The following is a 15,835-nucleotide window of genomic DNA, read 5'->3' as shown; positions in this document are numbered from 1 at the left end:
GCCGCTTAGATTAGCGCAATAAAAATCTGGCGTTACTGCGCAAAATAGTAATAAGCAAGGCGGAGTTCATAACTACAAGGCTTATGATAGGAATTCGCGCTTACCTTGTCCATGCCCCGTAAGGCCTTGATCTTATGGACGATTCCCGGCACGCGATGCGGCCGGTTGCGACGCCGCGCCCGCGCGGCGCACCCCGGTTGGACGCCTTCAGCCTCAAACTCGATCGTCGACTGACGCTGTTTCAACGTGGCGCGCCCGAACTGTGGCTGCTCATCGAAACGGATCCCGCTGTCCAATCATTTTGTGAGCGGCCGGGCTACGTGCAGCTCAACGGACAGCGCTATCTCGCCGATTTTTGGATCCGCTACGCCGACCGCGAAGAGGTGGTCATCCTGTCCGATTCGCTCGCGGACATGCGGCTCCATGCTGCTCGCCCCAAGTATGAATTGGACGGCGTACCCGTCCGGTCGGTGACATCAACCGACCTCGCGGCCGCGCGCGCCTGGATCGATAACTGGCGGTACATGCTGCCCTGCGTGGTCGCGGCGCGCGGGTTGGTCGCGTCTTCGCTCCTACGCGCAGTCGAAACTTTCGTGACGATGCCACATACCTTGCTCGAGATCGAGCGTGAGCTCTCTGTCGGCGATCCGGCGCTGGTCCGTGCGGCGGTTTTCGCGCTCGTGTATGCAGGGCACGTGGACGCGGTTGATCTGCGTACCGAGCCTCTGTCGTTGCTGACGCGCTTCGTCGCAACCGAGGCGGCATGATGGCACGTCGCAAGCCGGAATTTCAGACACTGGATCCGTCGTCCTGGCCGACCATCGCGTGGACCGAGTTTGATGCTGCCGAAAGGGAATCGATCCAGGCGCGTATGGCAGCGATCGAGCAGTATGCGCGTGGCGCTGCGATCAAGGAGATTGAGCAGAGCACGGGAGTCAACCGACGACAACTTTATCGCCTGCTCGAGCGGGCACTCGCAGCGCACCCGGACGGTCGCCTCTATGGCTTTCGCGCGCTGGTCTTGCACGCCCGCGTTGCCGATTACGTGCGTTTGAGTCCGGTGAAACCGAACGACGAACGCGGTATCCGCGGCGCCGCCGGCGCGCTATCGCAACTGTTCGAGCGATTCCCGGTGCTCGCGGCGTGGCTGCGGCTGCAAATCAAGCAGCGTCGCGTGGCGTTGATCGAGATCCGTACCGGCGGCGAATTGCGCACCCGCTTGAGAGGCCTTCAAGGACTGCATGCGAGTTTTCTGCTGCAATGTCGCCAGAGCGGCCTCACGCCTGCCGACTATCCGTTCAATACGGCGAGCCACGCGATCCGATCGCTCTCGGCCCGTGTCAAAAGCGAACTGCTGAGCGAATTCGGCATCGCTGCGCGAGCCGCTGGCGCGGCGCATCTGAAAGGCCTGCCGCGCAGCGATGAGTTCGCTGCGCCCGCCGCGACGCGTCCTTACCAGGTCGTTGAATTCGATGGGCACCGGCTCGATATCCGGCTCAAGATCGTGATGCTCGATCCGCTCGGTTTTACGCACGAGTTCGAAATCGAACGCGTCTGGTTGCTGGTGATCATTGACGTTTGCACACGCGCCGTGCTCGGGCATCACCTCGTTCTGGCTCGCGAATACAGCCGTTACGACGTCATCAAAGCGATCGAATCGGCGCTCGAGCCTCATCGAGCCCGGTCCTTCACGATTCGCGAACTCGACTACGGTCCCATGGATGGATACCCGTCTCAACGCATGCCGGAGCTGGCGTACGTGACGTGGGAGCGCATCAAGCTCGACAACGCTAAGGCGAATCTCGCCACCGAGACGCTCGCCGCTTTATGTGAGTTCATTGGCTGTCAGGTCGCGGCCGGACCGAAGCACAGTCCGGATGAGCGTCCTTACATCGAGCGGTTCTTTGGCACGATCGCCACTCGGTTGTCCTCGCGCTTGCCGGGCTACACCGGCGGCCATCCTCGCGATTTGCGTCGCGCTTTGTCGGACCCAAAGGGGAATCTGCGCTTGTTTGTATCCTTCGACGAGCTCGAAGAGTTGGTCGAATACGCAATTGCGAGCTACAACGGCACGCCGCACACCGGACTCAACAACGTCTCGCCGCTCGAGGCGATGGAATCGTTCGTCCGTGGCCGACATACGCTCGTGAACTGGTTGCCGGAGCCTCGCCGTCGCACGCTGTGCCTGATGCAGTCGGCGAAGCGCTGTCGTGTCCACGCCTATCTGAATCAGGGTACCCGACCGCATATCAACCTCTATGGTGTACGGTATTCGAGTCCCGTTCTGGCTTGCAGCACTGAGCTCATCGGTAAGCAGCTGCTCGTCTACCTGAACGCGGACGACTTGCGCAGTGTCCGTGCATTCCTGCTCGACGGCACCGAATTAGGTCTCCTCGACGCGCAAGGTGCGTGGCACGTCGTGCCACACAACCTGACCTTGCGACAGGAGATTCGCAAGGCCCAAGGCCGCAAGCGTCTGCGGACATCGCTGGATGCCCACGGGATCGAGAAGTACATCCGCGCCAAGCTCGAGCAAGCGGGGAAAACCCGCCGAGCCGCGTCCGATTTGGCGCAAGCGGCTCGCATTCTGGCGGCCGCGCCGCTCGTTCGGACGCCGCCGGGACCGGTGTCGACATCGATGTCCACGTCGACCGCCGTAGCGTACCCGGCTACCAGTGTAGTGCGGCCCGAAGTCCCAGAGGTGCGGGCGCATCCGCGCAAGCTGAAGATCGGCACCGGTCAGGTAGGTTGATCCAACGTTTCCGAGAGGAGGACACCATGTCAGTCGAGGTTCCACGTCCCATCGATCCGGCGTTACATCCCTTGGCGACCGGCAATTACCGGATCGCTACGCCGGCCATCGAGGCTTTCTACGATCTTGTCACGAAATGTTTGCGTTATCGCATCATGGGCGCACTTATCTATGGACCGCCGCGCATTGGCAAGACCCGTGCAATCGAATATCTGCGATTGCTGCTGGCCCGAGATCTGCCGAAAATCACCAGCTACCACGCGCTGTGCGAACACAAGCCGCGGCACGCCGAAGGTCCATTCTTCGTGAACCTGCTCGAGGCGGTCGGAGACCATAACCCAAACGCAGGCGTCGGTTCGGCCAAGCGCATGCGTTTGACGTTGCGCATTCGCGAAGCGGCTGCCCGTGCCGGCAGCGGTACTGTGCTGCTGTTTTGCGACGAAGCGCAGAGGTACAACGAAAACGAGTACGAATGGTTGCGTGACGTTCACGATGCGCTCGATCGCCAGCAAATCAAGCTGTTCACGTTTCTCGTTGGCCAACAGGAGCTGCTCTCCCAGAAAACGGCCATGCAGATTGCTGGCAAGACGCAGATCGTCGCGCGCCTCATGGTCGAGGAGTTGTCGTTTTACGGGATTCGCAACGTCGACGATGTCGCGACTTGTCTGAACGGTTACGACCAGACTGCGTATCCCGAGACGAGCGACTGGAGTTTTACGCGATTCTATCTGCCGCAGGCTTTCGACGCCGGGTATCGCTTGCTCGACGACGCGGGTGAACTCTGGCGGGCGTTTGAGGCGGCCCACCACAAGGCCAGTCTGCCGGGCCGTCTTGAGATTCCGATGGAGTCGTTCGCACGTGCAGTCGAAATCGTTTTGAAGGATAGCGAATTAATGGATGCACCGGGTTACTGTCCCGAGCCGACCTTGTGGACGCACGCGGCGCGTCAATGTGGTTACATTCAATCTCGCCATGCGACCGGCCACGTTCTCGCCACCGCGTAGCCGAGCGCTGCTTCAGCCGCCGCGCCTGCCGATTCTGACGCTCGACGAGCAAAAGCTTACACCGTCGATGGGTTACGTATTCAACAAGCGCTGGCTGGATCCCTGCGAATCGCTCGTGTCGATTTTGTGGAAGTTCGAGAAGGTAAATGCATTGCCTGGGAATGTTGTGGCACGGGTAATGGGTCCCGACATCGATCCGTACGAGGGCGTAATACCGCAACTGGGGGGCGTAAGCGTTGCGCGACTACATAGCGTCCTCGGCGTTCCTTATGCGTCGCTCGAGATCGGGCTGCTGCACCCGAGTCAGCGGCGCCAGTACAGCTCACTTTTTCGTCACTGTCGCAGTTGCATTGCGCGCGGCTACCATAGCGTGGTACACCAGATGCTGAAATTCAACACCTGTCCGGCGCATTATCGGCAGTTGGAAACCGCGTGCCGCCGCTGCGGTTATGAGGCCCCCTACGTCGTGAATGTCCGCCTGCTCGAATCGCCGTATCGATGCGCGTTCTGTGGTGGCAGTTACGGAGGCGGTGGTTGGTCACCAGACAGGGCTCGCCCGATGAAGTCAGAGTACCGCAAGGCGTTGACGCGACGCTATTACGAACGTCACCTGGGATAGGGCGCAGATCCGAAAGTTGCACGCCCGATCAACGATCATCTAGTCAAACCCGAGGGTTGTACATCGCGTGACAGCGACAGCCGGCGCTGTGGGGAATTGACGCCGGTCTTCGCGACACCACGCGCGGTGACGAATTTATTTCGCGGTGCGCAAGCCTATGATTTCTTAGAGACGGTTTCAAAAAGGCCCCGTGGGGCTGTTAACTTTCGCGGTGAGCTGTTAACCTCAGGCATCGGAACAACCGAGACTGAGGAGATGGCCAAGCCGATCATCGACGATGAATTGTGGACACTGATCGAGCCGTTACTGCCGCCACCCAAGCCGCGGCGCGAGAAGAACCCGGGCCGCCTGCCTGTTTCGAATCGCGCCGCGCTGACCGGCATCCTGTTCGTTCTCAAGACCGGACTACGCTGGCGCGACCTGCCGGCCGAGATGGGATGCGGCTCGGGCGTGACATGTTGGCGCCGGCTGCGCGATTGGCAAGCAGCCGGTGTCTGGGATCGCTTGCACGAGCTACTGCTCGCAAAGCTGCGCGCAGCGGACCAGATCGACTTCTCACGAGCCGCCGTCGATTCATCATCGATTCGCGCCGTTGGGGCAGGCCAAAAACTGGGCCAAACCCCACCGATCGCGCGCGACCCGGTTCCAAGCACCACATCGTCACCGACGCCAACGGTACGCCGCTCGCCGCGATCCTGACCGGCGCGAACGTCAACGACGTCACGCAATTGCTGCCGCTGATCGACGCGATTCCGCCGATCCGCGGATTGCGTGGCCACCCATTGCAGCGGCCGCGTGTGGTCTACGCGGATCGCGGTTACGACTCCGAGCGACATCGGCGCGCGTTGCGCGATCGCGGTATCGAGCCAGTGATCGCCAAGCGCCGTACCGAACATGGCAGCGGCCTTGGCAAATATCGCTGGGTCGTCGAACGCACGCATGCCTGGCTGCATCACTTCCGTCGTCTCCGTATTCGTTTCGAGCGCCGTGCAGACATTCACGGCGCGTTCCTCAAACTCGGTTGCTGTCTGATCTGCTGGAATACCCTTCGGCGGGCCGATCAGTCTTTATGAAACCGTCTCTTAGAAATTTTCTGATCCAGCGTCGGTGTCAATCTCTGAAGTGACATTTTTACTTCGCAAACGTTGACAACTTTGCTTCGGTCTACGCGACGGCAGGCCACAGCGGCGACATCGTGCGAGACGTGATGCTGGCTGCAGTGGAAAATCGGTTTGGCAACGAACTGCATACACCGTCTGAAATGGAGTGGCTGAGCGATAACGGTTCGGGCTACACGGCCGACGACACGCGCCGGGTCGCAGTGGCCATCGGCCTGAAGCCATTGACCACGCCGGTGTGCAGCCCCCAAAGTAACGGGATGGCTGAGAGCTTCGTGAAGACAATGAAGCGCGACTACGTCGCCTTCATGCCGAAGCCGGACGCAGCGACTGCTGCACGCAACTTGGCCATCGCGTTGGAGCATTACAACGAGAAGCATCCCCATAGCGCGCTGAAATACCGCTCGCCTCGCGAGTTCCGGCGCTCGATGGATTCAGCAACCTTAGTGTGACGCTGTGTCCGGTATTACAGGGGCAACTCCATCGGTCCGCACAGGACTCGCAACGGACGAATTTACGGGGGACGTCACGTGTATTCCTCATCGTTGTCATGCGGGGCATACCATTGCGCCTGCCGTTTCCCCCTTACCGAGCCTGGGCAGCACTTGCAACAACGACATGCAAGGGCGCGTCGACTACGAGTCTGAGGTCCGACGGCCGCGGCCGGCTTCCGGCTATTACCATTACTACCAATATACGTCATGACGTGATATAACTTGAGCATCTTGGCAGCACAGGACTCGATGTGCCTGCCGCCGCAAGTCGGACGGAACATGGCCCAGCCCCTCGTGCGAAATCGCGTTCAATTTATGGCGGAATAGCCATGGCCTTCGCGTCTTGATGGGATCTGGCCGCGATGAAGTTTCAGCGGTGTCCAGCGGTGAGCAGATTCGCCGATTTGGATACCATCGGTTCGCAGGTGATCGCCGTGGAGTGGCGTAGCGGACAACGGGCTAGCTACGAAATCCTTTCCACGGAGGAGAAACATCGTGAGCGACACAAGAACCTTCGAGATTTTTCGCTACGATCCGGAGCGGGATTCCCGGCCGTACATGCAAAAATACGAGATAGTGGTTGCCGACGATGATCGGATGTTGCTCGATGTACTTGTCCGGCTCAAGGCATGGGACGAGACGCTCAGCTTTCGGCGGTCGTGTCGCGAGGGCGTGTGCGGCTCGGATGCGATGAACATTAACCGCAAGAACGGGCTCGCCTGCATCACCAACCTTAATGACCTTCCCCGCCATACGGTGCTGCGTCCGCTGCCCGGGTTGCCGGTCGTTCGCGACTTGATCGTGGATATGACCGCGTTCTTCAAGCAGTACCACTCGATCAAGCCCTACCTCGTCAACGACACTCCGCCACCCGAACGGGAACGGCGCCAGTCCCACGAGGAACGCGATCAGCTCGACGGTCTCTATGAGTGTATTTTGTGTGCATGCTGTTCCAGCGCGTGCCCGTCGTACTGGTGGAATCCGGATAAGTATGTCGGTCCTGCAGGCCTCCTTCAGGCTTACCGCTTTCTGGTGGATTCGCGCGACGAGGGCACGGGTGAGCGGCTGGACAATCTCGATGATCCATATCGCCTCTTCCGATGTAGGACGATACTGAACTGCACGGACGTTTGCCCCAAAGGCCTGAATCCGGCCAGGGCGATTGCGGAGATTCGCACTATGCTCGCGCGCCGGATGATGTAGTTCACGCAAACTGACAATGGGAGGCTGTTATGGCTGTGCCACGGGTGACGCAAGGGGAACTGATCGACGTTCGGCCCTTGGGTGAGACACTGCAAAACTCAAAATCCGTCACGCTCATGCGCTCGGACCACCTTGAGGTCGTTCGACTTGTGCTTCTGGCGGGCAAGCGGATCCCCGAGCATCGGGCGCCCGGAGAAATAACGGTGCAGTGCCTCGAGGGCGCCGTCAAATTCGGCACCGACATGGAAGCGCGGCTGATGCGCAGCGGAGATATGCTGTTTCTGCTGGCTGAGGAACCCCATTGGCTCGAAGCCGTGGAAAATTCCTCGCTGCTGGTAACCCTTTATCTCCCAAATGGCGATTAGTCCAGCCAGGTTCGGCAGCGGGACAAATTGCGGGAGCCCGGCCCGCAACTCGATTCCGATGCGAACATGAGCGAGCAGAGACGCTGTGCTTCTTATTGAACGCGAAGGACTCGCGCCAGCGCGACGCGCCCTGGGAGTCCTCTGTACTAGTCGCGCTCGAAGTTGGCGCGGCTGCTCCGTCTTGATGCAACGCGTTCGATTACGCGGCGCGTTCTATCTACGCCTGCCTACCATTGACGAGCACGTCATGGCGTATGGACGTGGCGGATGCCCGTTGGGTGAAAAGATCTGGAATCGAAGGACGAGCGGCTCAAATGCATGGTTGCAGAGCTATCGCTGATCATCGACGGCTAGAAACAAGATCGATCGAAAAAATGGGCGCCCGACGGGCCCGCGGGAAGTGCTAGAAATCGTGAGCCAGTAGCGGATCTGGCAACGCATGCGTGTTGCAATTTTAGGCTCAGTCGCGGTGTGCCAACCAATACACTGAAGCTCTATGGTTCGGAGACCTCTACGAAAAGCTGACCGGTCCTGCATTGACCAAAATTCTGACCCTAACGCCGGAGCTTTTCGAGCTTGGCAAGCAATTCGTTCGCTTGAACCGTGAGATGTCCGTAGTTATGGTGTATGGTGAGGTCGCGGATGGCATGGAGCCTTGTGATCCAATACCTTGGCTCACAGACTTCTAATCGCGGCGGAAACTGCCCTCGCCCCTCATCAAGAACTTGGGTCGCATTTCTCACATGCGCTAATTCCGTCTCGATCCTGTGGTACTGGTTCATGGCTTGCCCGAGTGAGTGCAGGGATGATGGTGCACGTCGTTCACGCGATACGAATGATCTGACGCAAAGAAATCGACACAGATCGCTTATCGGGGAGTGATCTCGGATGCAGATTGTAGACCGGCCCACCTTTCATAGACCTCTCCGGCTCATAATGTATGGTAGCAGAGTAGGTCAGAATGAGCGGGGAAAGAATTTCGGAATTCACGTTACTCCGTCATCGAGTATCGTTCTGCTATTGTCCAACCATTCCGTGGAGCGCGGTCAGCCATGCCGTCGTCCGACAAATCAGACATCGTTAGGCTTCGAACCAACCTGCGGGACGAGATGGACGGGGCCGCGCTATATGAAGCGCTTGCCGCTGCGGAACCAGACCCATCGCGCCGCGACGTATTTATGCAATTGGCCGAGGCCGAACATGAACACGCGGAAATATGGCGCGCCAAGCTACAGCAACGGGGTGTCGATGTAGCGACCATGAGACCGACATTCAAAACCAGAGCATTGCGTACGCTTATACGCGGCTTCGGTCCTCGCTTTGTACTGCCGGCGCTCGCCGCCGCGGAGTTCGCCGACCGGGACAAATATGCTCAGCAAACCGATGCGGGGGCACTGTCCGCTGACGAATCCACACATGCGGCGGTGGTTGCCGCCGTCGCGCGGAGCAACCCTTCTGGTGGCGTGAAGGGCTCCGATATCGCGCGCGCGGAGTCATGGCATCGCGGCGCGTCAGGTAACGATTTGCGAGCGGCGGTCCTAGGTGCCAACGACGGCCTCGTGTCGAATTTTTGCCTCATCATGGGCATTGCCGGAGCGGGTGCCTCCAACAAGACAATCCTTCTGACGGGACTGGCTGGACTCATTGCAGGTGCATCTTCAATGGCACTTGGAGAATGGTTGTCGGTCACGAACGCGTACGAGCTCGCGCAAACCCAGATTGCGCGGGAAAACGAAGAACTCCAGAGAACGCCAAAGGCGGAATTGCGGGAACTCGCGCTTATCTATCAGGCAAAGGGGCTCGATAGAGATGATGCGCGTCGGGTGGCCGAGGAAATGATGCGCAATCGTGACAAGGCGCTCGATACGCTCACACGAGAAGAGCTGGGCCTCGACCCGGAGGAGCTGGGCGGAAATCCCTGGCGTGCCGCTGGCACGTCGTTCGGTTTGTTTGCTCTCGGAGCGATATTTCCTGCTGTCCCGTTTTTCTGGGCTCGCGGAGTGGTGGGTATCGGAATCAGTGTTTCACTCAGCGTGCTTTGCTTGGCCGTGATCGGCGTAGTGACATCGTTGTTCAACGGCCGCTCTTCGTGGTTTTCTGTAACCCGCCAGATCGTGATTGGTTGCGTCGCTGCCGGCTTCACGTATGGTGTCGGCGCGCTGCTCGGTGTGTCCATGTCGTGACACCCGACAGCTCAAAAAAAGCGGGGCGTTCTTCGTTTCTATTATAGAAAAGTTGTGGTATTTTTATTCTAGAGCCGAGAGGAGCACGGAACATGGGATATGTCTGCCAAAAGAGTGACGCTTGGGCGAAGATCGTCGCGACGCTTGACAGACCTAACGACGTGGACCGTTTTACGCCAATAGGTCAAATAGTAGGCAAGAATCTTGGTGCGACCGAGCAGTTCAATACAAAAGGATCAGTTACGTACGACGTAATGCGCGTAGTAAAGATCGTTGACAGGCCGTCTCAAGGAACACTGTTGGTCTCGTGGAGCGACGCACAAAAATGTGTCTACCTCGAGCAAACCTGGAAATTGCGGGTGGCGAATAAACGTGGGCGCTGTGTTCTCAGTGGGCGAGAAATCCAGATCGGCTCGAGCGTATTCGTGCCGTTTTGCCGCCCCCGGCCACTTAATGCTGGGGCGATGATAATAGAAGAAGTGGCACCGATATTTTTCCATGCTAGCAAAGCGTAGGCTCACGCCAAAGCGTCCAAACCGGGCTCGACTCGCGGGGCTTGAAGTCTGCGAACTATTTTCCCGTCAGTCGGCTGTATGCTCCGCGAGCCTATGTGAGGCTAGTCCAATTCCGACGCACAATGCGGTCCGATGGGACGCAGAATTCCGACAGTACGTTTTTTGATTTAAACCACGTACGCCGGAAAAAATGCGGCGTTGTGAGAACGTCACGGGCACCTGTGTCCGACGGCTTTCAGTCGTCAGCGATGTTGGCATCGCCCTGCGACTGGGCGTTTGGGCGACGGCTACGTACTCTTCGGCAGATCTCTAAACGCGGTTCTGTACCCGAGATAGCGAGACGCGGGGCGTTGGCCAAAGGTGTTGACGGATCTCGTTAGGCGGCAGGTCGATGCTGACACAATTGACGGCATGGGTGCTACGCGCAATCGCTGCGTTGTTGCCCATTATCGACCACGCCCGAGCGACAATTTCGCCAGTAGCAGCTGAAGATTCATTGGTTTCGGCAGGTGATCGTCAAACCCGGCCGCGTTCGCTGCGTCTCGATCTTGAATCGAAGCGAGGCCTGTGAGCGCTAGAGCGTAGATGCGTCGCCGGTTCCCTTCTTGCTGCCGGATGCGGCGCAGCAGCGTGTGACCGTCCGCGCCCGGCATGGCAAGGTCGGTTATAAGAATGTCGAACGAGCCGGCCTCAAGACAGTTGAGTGCATCTGCTGCGCCGGTCGCAGTGTGGACTTGCGCACCTAGGTTGCGCAGCAAGTGAGCCAACACCTCTTGTGCCGCCACGTCATCGTCGACCAGCAGAAACGACAGGCCATCCAGCAGTGCCGAGCCGCTTGAGGCAGGAGCAGTAAATTCTTGATCCACAGATGTTTCGTGCATCAGCGGCAAGCGCACTGTAAATCGAGCGCCACGCTCTTCGCCACCACTGCTGGCCGTCACCGTGCCTCCATGCGCGATGACGAGATACTTGACGATTGATAGCCCCCCTTTCGCAATTCAAAACGGCTATCATATTTGTGATGCAACTAGAGGAGGGAAGCATGCCCACATACAAGGAGTTGAAAGCCCAAATGGATGCGCTGGCCGAAAAAGCGGAAGCTGCCCGCGTAGCTGAGTTCCAAGCCGTCGTTGACGACATCCGCTGCAAGATCGCAGAGTACGGTATTACCGAGAAGGATATCTTCGGCACGCGCCGCGGTCGTCCTGCAAAGCAGGCGACCGTGCAACCTGAAGCAAAGTATCGCGATCCGAAGACCGGCGCGACCTGGTCAGGCCGTGGACGTGCGCCGGCATGGATCAGAGACGCTAAGAATCGTAATCGCTTTCTGATTCAACAATGATCCTACAGATCGTACCGCTCATAAGGTGGAGCGGACTATCTCATTAATTCGGATACTCCCCCCACGCGACTACCCTCACTACGTCCCGACGATATTGCGCCGCCACTTCTGCGTCGATTGACCATCGTCGCTCGGGTGGCTGCAGGGAGTGGGTCGGAGCGGCGCCGTACCTCCAGCCTTTATGCTGTCGGCTGAGCGTGCCGCTGGAAATGGGAATACGGGAAAGAATGGACGCCGTCTGTGGTGTGGCGAGACGACGGCGTACCGGACACCCGGACGCTTCTCGTGCAGTAGATGCGGACCCTGACGGCGCAACTCTTTCATCAATCGAAGCATTTCGTTCGCTTCCACCCAGAGATCGCCGTAGTGATTGCGTCTGGCGAAACCGGGAATAGCGTGAGGCCCTATGGGATAATACTTTGGTTCGAAGACGACCAATCCTGACCGAAACCGCCCTCGAGATTCGTCAAGGATTTGATCCACCTAGCGCACGTGGTTCAATTGTTTCTCACTCGTGTGCTACGAGTTCATCCCATTTTATGGCTAATGCAGTGAGGATGGCGCACGACGCTCACGTGACGCGAATGATTGGCCGAAAGATCGACTCCGCGAGGTCATCTGGAGCTACGGGCCGAAAGGCTGGCTGAAAGCCGACGCGCTCAGTCTGGATCGACAATTTGATGCTCGAGTGCGTACCGAATCAATGCGGCTTCGGTGCGGACTTCAAGTTTTTTAAGTAGACGTGCTTTATATGTACTGACGGTCTTTGCGTTGATGCCCAGACGGCTAGCAATTTCCGATATACCGTTGCCGCATGCCAGTCCTTCGAGCACGGCCTTCTCTCGGGCAGTCAGGCGCGCGTGCAACTGCGCGTCGGGAGAAATATCAATCGTCTGGACCATGCGCTCCGCGACTTGTGCGCTCATGTACCTATGCCCAGCGAGCACCGAGTGCACCGCTCGGACCAATTCGGCCGCCGGGCTGCCTTTCGTGACGAAGCCGGATGCGCCGGCACTAAACACCGACTTTGCATAAGTCGGCTCGGCCGTGCTGCATAGTGCAAGAACTCGCATCATTGGGGTGCAGGATACGACTTGGCTGATCAATTCGGTCGAGCGAGCACCTATACTAATGAGGTCGACGATCGCAATGTCGAATGTTTCATCTCTGACTGTCGCAATCAGTGCATTTCCATCAGGCAACTCGCGAGCGACTTGGTACTCCCCAGTTTCTTGAAGGATGTACCGAATTCCGTCACGCGTGATCGCATGACGTTCCGCGAGAAGTACCTTCTTCATGCTCAATCCTCGTTGCCTTTTATCGGACGCGAGCTGCAACCCAACACGTCAGCTATATTCACCGTGCAATGGCGGCATACAGCGTCTTATGGCCTCAGCTTGATAAAGAGAACTCGCATATGTAACATGCCACCGCATAAAGCGTGCCGCGATTGAACTTTAGATGCTGCGTTTGACAAATGTCAACATAATTCGGCTGGCACGTCGGTTAAGTTCTAGCTCAGACGCTCTGTTTTTCGACTGCGGCGAGACGCGCTTAACGATCACGCTCGGGATCGCGAGTGTGTGCGAGCCGGCTGGCCGAGCCGATGGTGGGATTAGTAGCCTGCCGCGCCGGATTAGACGTTGGAGACATAGTCGGCGCATACGTGGGAGGCGCTCCGCTCGGCTCGGGTGATGCAGCAGAAATGTGCCGGCCGTCGTATCGGCAATGGCCCGGTGGAGAACGAGGTTCCGCAATGAGACTGGCCGATCAAACGGACCCTTCGGCGATCCGTTGTCATCATGGCGACGTGCTGTCGCGATTATCCTAGTGCTATTGTGGCAGCGTGGTGGCGTGAGCCCAACGCTCACCGGACAGACGTGCTGCCCGGTCTCCGACGGCTGTCACCGAAGATGTTGCAGCGCTGTCCACTCATCTCGTTCTTCGAAATAGCGTGATGCCCCGCTGGCTTCTGCACCCCGGGGCTATTTCAAGGGCAACCCAGAACGTTGACGCGCTGGTCGGGTCTGCTGCAGATGGCGATCACGGCGTCGAGTGTGAGCCGCCGCGGAGCAGGAATGGACGTTGAGTAATTTGTGTCCGTCGCCGTTGTTTTGGAACTTGCGGTTTATGGATACAGATGAGTAGAATCACCACACAGCCATGACAACAGGCGTTGCGAACAATGCTGAGAAGACTCGCAGGAGCCATACTGTTGTGCGCCGTTCCCTCCTGCTTTGTCTTCGGGCAGGATAGACCCACGGAACGCGCGCCGGACACCATGCAAGCACGGGTGCTTGCATGTGCGGCGTGCCATGGCAAAGCCGGGGAGGGGACCAATAACGATTACTTTCCCCGTCTGGCGGGTAAGCCTTCCGGCTATTTGTTCAATCAGCTCAAGGCATTCCGCGATGGCCAGCGCCAGTACCCGCCAATGAACTATCTCTTGGCGTATCTACCGGACGCCTATCTAAGAAAGATAGCCGATTTCTTCGCGGCCCAGCATCCGCCGTACCCGCCTGCCACAGCCCCTGCCGTCAGCGCGGAACTACTGCGGCGCGGCAAGCAACTCGTGAATGACGGCGACCGTACGCGCAACATCCCGGCTTGTGCTGCTTGTCACGGCGCATCGCTTACGGGTATGGAGCCGGCCATTCCTGGGTTGCTCGGCCTCCATGCGCAATATATCAGTGCCCAACTCGGCGCCTGGCGCTACGGAACGCGAGTTTCGACAGCACCAGACTGTATGCACGACATCGCCTCGCGTCTTGGTAACGACGACATCACTGCCGTCGCTGCCTGGCTCTCGTCATTGCCCGGTGCGGCGAACTCGGCGCCTGCGACTGCGGGAAGCGTGAAGTTGCCGATTGCTTGCGGGAGCGTACCTCAATGACGGAGCTCACGGTGCGTACCAGGTCTTTCCGGTTCAGTCGTTCGTTCGGTTCACTTCCGGTTAGCCGGATGAGCAAGGCGCTACGCGTTTGCTTGACCACCATCGCCGCCTCTGCGGCCTTGATAATCGCCCCCCCGAGGCTCGCGGTGGCGCAAGACGGTTCCGCCAAGGTGGACGTCATCAAGCGAGGTGAATATCTTGCGCGTGCCGGCGACTGTATAGCATGCCATACGCAACCCAGCGACAAACTCTTCGCGGGCGGTCGCGCGATGCCCACTCCGTTCGGGACGTTGTACTCACCGAATATCACACCAGACGCCGAAACCGGGATCGGCCGATGGAGTTCCGACGAGTTCTACGCGATGATGCACACGGGACGTTCCCGCGATGGCTCCATCCTGTATCCCGCCATGCCCTACGCTGCATACACGAAGGTCACACGCGAAGATAGCGATGCCATCTACGCTTACCTGATGTCCGTGCCGCCCGTCAGGCGGCCGAATCGTCCGCACGATATGAGGTTTCCGTACAACAATCGCGAGTTACTGCTTGGCTGGCGAACGCTGTATTTTCGTGAGGGTGTATACAAGCCCGATCACGAGAAGTCCGTTGAATGGAATCGTGGCGCATATCTCGTACAAGGCCTCGGCCACTGCTCGATGTGCCATACCGCGATAAACGCGTTGGGGGGCAGTTCGGAGTCGAAGGCGTTTGAAGGTGGCCTCATCCCAATGCAGGACTGGTACGCACCATCGCTCACGTCTAGTCGAGAAGCGGGCCTCGGCGCGTGGAGCATTGCAGACATTACGGACCTGCTGCAAAAGGGCGTGTCGCGGCGGGGCGCTGTCTACGGTCCGATGGCCGAAGTTGTGTACGACAGCCTTCAGTACCTTTCAGACGACGACGTCCGGGCGATGGCGGTCTATCTGAAATCACTGCCGCAGCACGGTGGCGAGGGAGCCGCCGAACCCACTTCATCAATGTCACGCGATGAGCGAAATCGACTCTTCAGGGTGGGCAGCAAGATTTACGATTCACAGTGCGCCACTTGCCACGGCAAGAACGGGGAGGGCAAGCTACCCGATTTCCCGCCGCTCGCGAACAATCAGTCTATCCAGATGGTGTCCGCCGTGAATCCGATACGGATGGTGCTCAATGGCGGGTATGCGCCGGGCACTGCGAAGAACCCCATGCCTTACGGCATGCCGCCCTTCGCTCAATCGATGTCCGACGACGAGGTGGCTGCGGTCGTTACGTTCATCCGCACTGCATGGGGTAACCGCGGCATGCCTGTGTCAGCCAAAGATGCCAACGCATTGCGTTCGGCACCGCTGTACTGAGGGGAAC

General features: G+C 58.7%; 14 protein-coding genes and 1 pseudogene. 13 read left to right on the top strand and 2 right to left on the bottom strand.

The annotated features are described in order from the left end of the window. Positions 1-134 precede the first annotated feature (134 nt). The 10 genes and pseudogenes from DCN14_RS37095 to DCN14_RS39200 all read left to right on the top strand — a co-directional run bounded on the left by DCN14_RS37095 (position 135) and on the right by DCN14_RS39200 (position 10,253). Positions 135-767, top strand: a complete 633-nt coding sequence (locus DCN14_RS37095) for a hypothetical protein (RefSeq protein ID WP_012218140.1) — start codon at positions 135-137, stop codon at positions 765-767. Continuing rightward, positions 767-2,752 (top strand): DDE-type integrase/transposase/recombinase, encoded by a 1,986-nt coding sequence (locus DCN14_RS37090; protein ID WP_012464889.1) that lies wholly within the window; start codon positions 767-769, stop codon positions 2,750-2,752. Before DCN14_RS37095 ends, DCN14_RS37090 begins: the two co-directional genes overlap by 1 nt. A gap of 26 nt (positions 2,753-2,778) precedes the next feature. Continuing rightward, the gene (locus DCN14_RS37085) at positions 2,779-3,756 is read left to right on the top strand and encodes an ATP-binding protein (protein WP_012218138.1); all 978 of its coding nucleotides are present in this window, start codon (positions 2,779-2,781) and stop codon (positions 3,754-3,756) included. Beyond that, the gene (locus DCN14_RS37080) at positions 3,725-4,375 is read left to right on the top strand and encodes a hypothetical protein (RefSeq protein ID WP_226103166.1); all 651 of its coding nucleotides are present in this window, start codon (positions 3,725-3,727) and stop codon (positions 4,373-4,375) included. Before DCN14_RS37085 ends, DCN14_RS37080 begins: the two co-directional genes overlap by 32 nt. Positions 4,376-4,630: 255 nt before the next feature. Then, a protein-coding gene (locus DCN14_RS37075) for an IS5-like element IS402 family transposase (RefSeq protein ID WP_085954470.1) occupies positions 4,631-5,448 on the top strand; the annotation gives its coding sequence in 2 pieces (ribosomal slippage) (positions 4,631-4,979 and positions 4,979-5,448; 819 coding nt in all). Between the two features lie 92 nt (positions 5,449-5,540). After that, positions 5,541-5,945: pseudogene (locus DCN14_RS37070) on the top strand (integrase core domain-containing protein); the annotation flags it as partial. A 537-nt stretch (positions 5,946-6,482) separates the two neighbouring features. Next, the gene (locus DCN14_RS37065; RefSeq protein ID WP_096508777.1) at positions 6,483-7,190 is read left to right on the top strand and encodes a succinate dehydrogenase/fumarate reductase iron-sulfur subunit; all 708 of its coding nucleotides are present in this window, start codon (positions 6,483-6,485) and stop codon (positions 7,188-7,190) included. Positions 7,191-7,219: 29 nt separating this feature from the next. Then, positions 7,220-7,555 carry a cupin domain-containing protein gene (locus DCN14_RS37060; RefSeq protein ID WP_012218134.1) on the top strand — a complete coding sequence of 112 codons (336 nt, stop codon included), beginning with the start codon at positions 7,220-7,222 and terminating at the stop codon, positions 7,553-7,555. Positions 7,556-8,664: 1,109 nt separating this feature from the next. Next, the gene (locus DCN14_RS37050) at positions 8,665-9,738 is read left to right on the top strand and encodes a VIT1/CCC1 transporter family protein (RefSeq protein WP_012218132.1); all 1,074 of its coding nucleotides are present in this window, start codon (positions 8,665-8,667) and stop codon (positions 9,736-9,738) included. 92 nt (positions 9,739-9,830) lie between these two features. Further along, positions 9,831-10,253 (top strand): DUF3331 domain-containing protein, encoded by a 423-nt coding sequence (locus DCN14_RS39200; protein WP_012218131.1) that lies wholly within the window; start codon positions 9,831-9,833, stop codon positions 10,251-10,253. 446 nt (positions 10,254-10,699) lie between these two features. On the opposite strand, the gene DCN14_RS37040 is transcribed toward DCN14_RS39200, so the two are convergent. Further along, on the bottom strand, positions 10,700-11,194 hold the full coding sequence (locus tag DCN14_RS37040; RefSeq protein ID WP_012218130.1) for a response regulator: 495 nt from the start codon (positions 11,192-11,194) through the stop codon (positions 10,700-10,702). A 101-nt stretch (positions 11,195-11,295) separates the two neighbouring features. On the opposite strand from DCN14_RS37040, the gene DCN14_RS37035 reads away from it, so the two are divergent. Beyond that, positions 11,296-11,595 (top strand): H-NS histone family protein, encoded by a 300-nt coding sequence (locus tag DCN14_RS37035; RefSeq protein ID WP_011880236.1) that lies wholly within the window; start codon positions 11,296-11,298, stop codon positions 11,593-11,595. A 659-nt stretch (positions 11,596-12,254) separates the two neighbouring features. Here the strand turns inward: DCN14_RS37035 and DCN14_RS37030 are convergent. Beyond that, positions 12,255-12,893, bottom strand: coding sequence for a response regulator transcription factor (locus tag DCN14_RS37030; protein WP_011880238.1), 639 nt, complete (start codon positions 12,891-12,893; stop codon positions 12,255-12,257). 983 nt (positions 12,894-13,876) lie between these two features. Here DCN14_RS37030 and DCN14_RS37025 point away from each other — a divergent pair. Beyond that, complete coding sequence (locus DCN14_RS37025) at positions 13,877-14,488, top strand: c-type cytochrome (RefSeq protein ID WP_226103178.1); 612 nt, start codon at positions 13,877-13,879, stop codon at positions 14,486-14,488. Next, complete coding sequence (locus DCN14_RS37020) at positions 14,485-15,828, top strand: cytochrome c (protein ID WP_007182915.1); 1,344 nt, start codon at positions 14,485-14,487, stop codon at positions 15,826-15,828. The genes DCN14_RS37025 and DCN14_RS37020 overlap by 4 nt, the downstream gene beginning before the upstream one ends. Positions 15,829-15,835: the final 7 nt, after the last annotated feature.

It is taken from the genome of Burkholderia sp. IDO3 (genome assembly GCF_003366075.1).
Lineage (GTDB): Bacteria > Pseudomonadota > Gammaproteobacteria > Burkholderiales > Burkholderiaceae > Burkholderia > Burkholderia anthina.
The sequence above is the reverse complement of the archived record's forward strand: the minus strand, read 5'-3'. Positions and strand labels throughout refer to the sequence as shown.

Excerpts from the sequence above, each read along its gene's own strand:
- DCN14_RS37085 (WP_012218138.1), top strand. The coding sequence starts at position 2,779 with ATGTCAGTCGAGGTTCCACGTCCCATCGATCCGGCGTTACATCCCTTG.
- DCN14_RS37035 (WP_011880236.1), top strand. The coding sequence starts at position 11,296 with ATGCCCACATACAAGGAGTTGAAAGCCCAAATGGATGCGCTGGCCGAA.
- DCN14_RS39200 (WP_012218131.1), top strand. The coding sequence starts at position 9,831 with ATGGGATATGTCTGCCAAAAGAGTGACGCTTGGGCGAAGATCGTCGCG.
- DCN14_RS37030 (WP_011880238.1), bottom strand. The coding sequence starts at position 12,893 with ATGAAGAAGGTACTTCTCGCGGAACGTCATGCGATCACGCGTGACGGA.
- DCN14_RS37095 (WP_012218140.1), top strand. The coding sequence starts at position 135 with ATGGACGATTCCCGGCACGCGATGCGGCCGGTTGCGACGCCGCGCCCG.
- DCN14_RS37025 (WP_226103178.1), top strand. The coding sequence starts at position 13,877 with ATGCAAGCACGGGTGCTTGCATGTGCGGCGTGCCATGGCAAAGCCGGG.
- DCN14_RS37050 (WP_012218132.1), top strand. The coding sequence starts at position 8,665 with ATGGACGGGGCCGCGCTATATGAAGCGCTTGCCGCTGCGGAACCAGAC.
- DCN14_RS37090 (WP_012464889.1), top strand. The coding sequence starts at position 767 with ATGGCACGTCGCAAGCCGGAATTTCAGACACTGGATCCGTCGTCCTGG.
- DCN14_RS37020 (WP_007182915.1), top strand. The coding sequence starts at position 14,485 with ATGACGGAGCTCACGGTGCGTACCAGGTCTTTCCGGTTCAGTCGTTCG.
- DCN14_RS37060 (WP_012218134.1), top strand. The coding sequence starts at position 7,220 with ATGGCTGTGCCACGGGTGACGCAAGGGGAACTGATCGACGTTCGGCCC.
- DCN14_RS37080 (WP_226103166.1), top strand. The coding sequence starts at position 3,725 with ATGCGACCGGCCACGTTCTCGCCACCGCGTAGCCGAGCGCTGCTTCAG.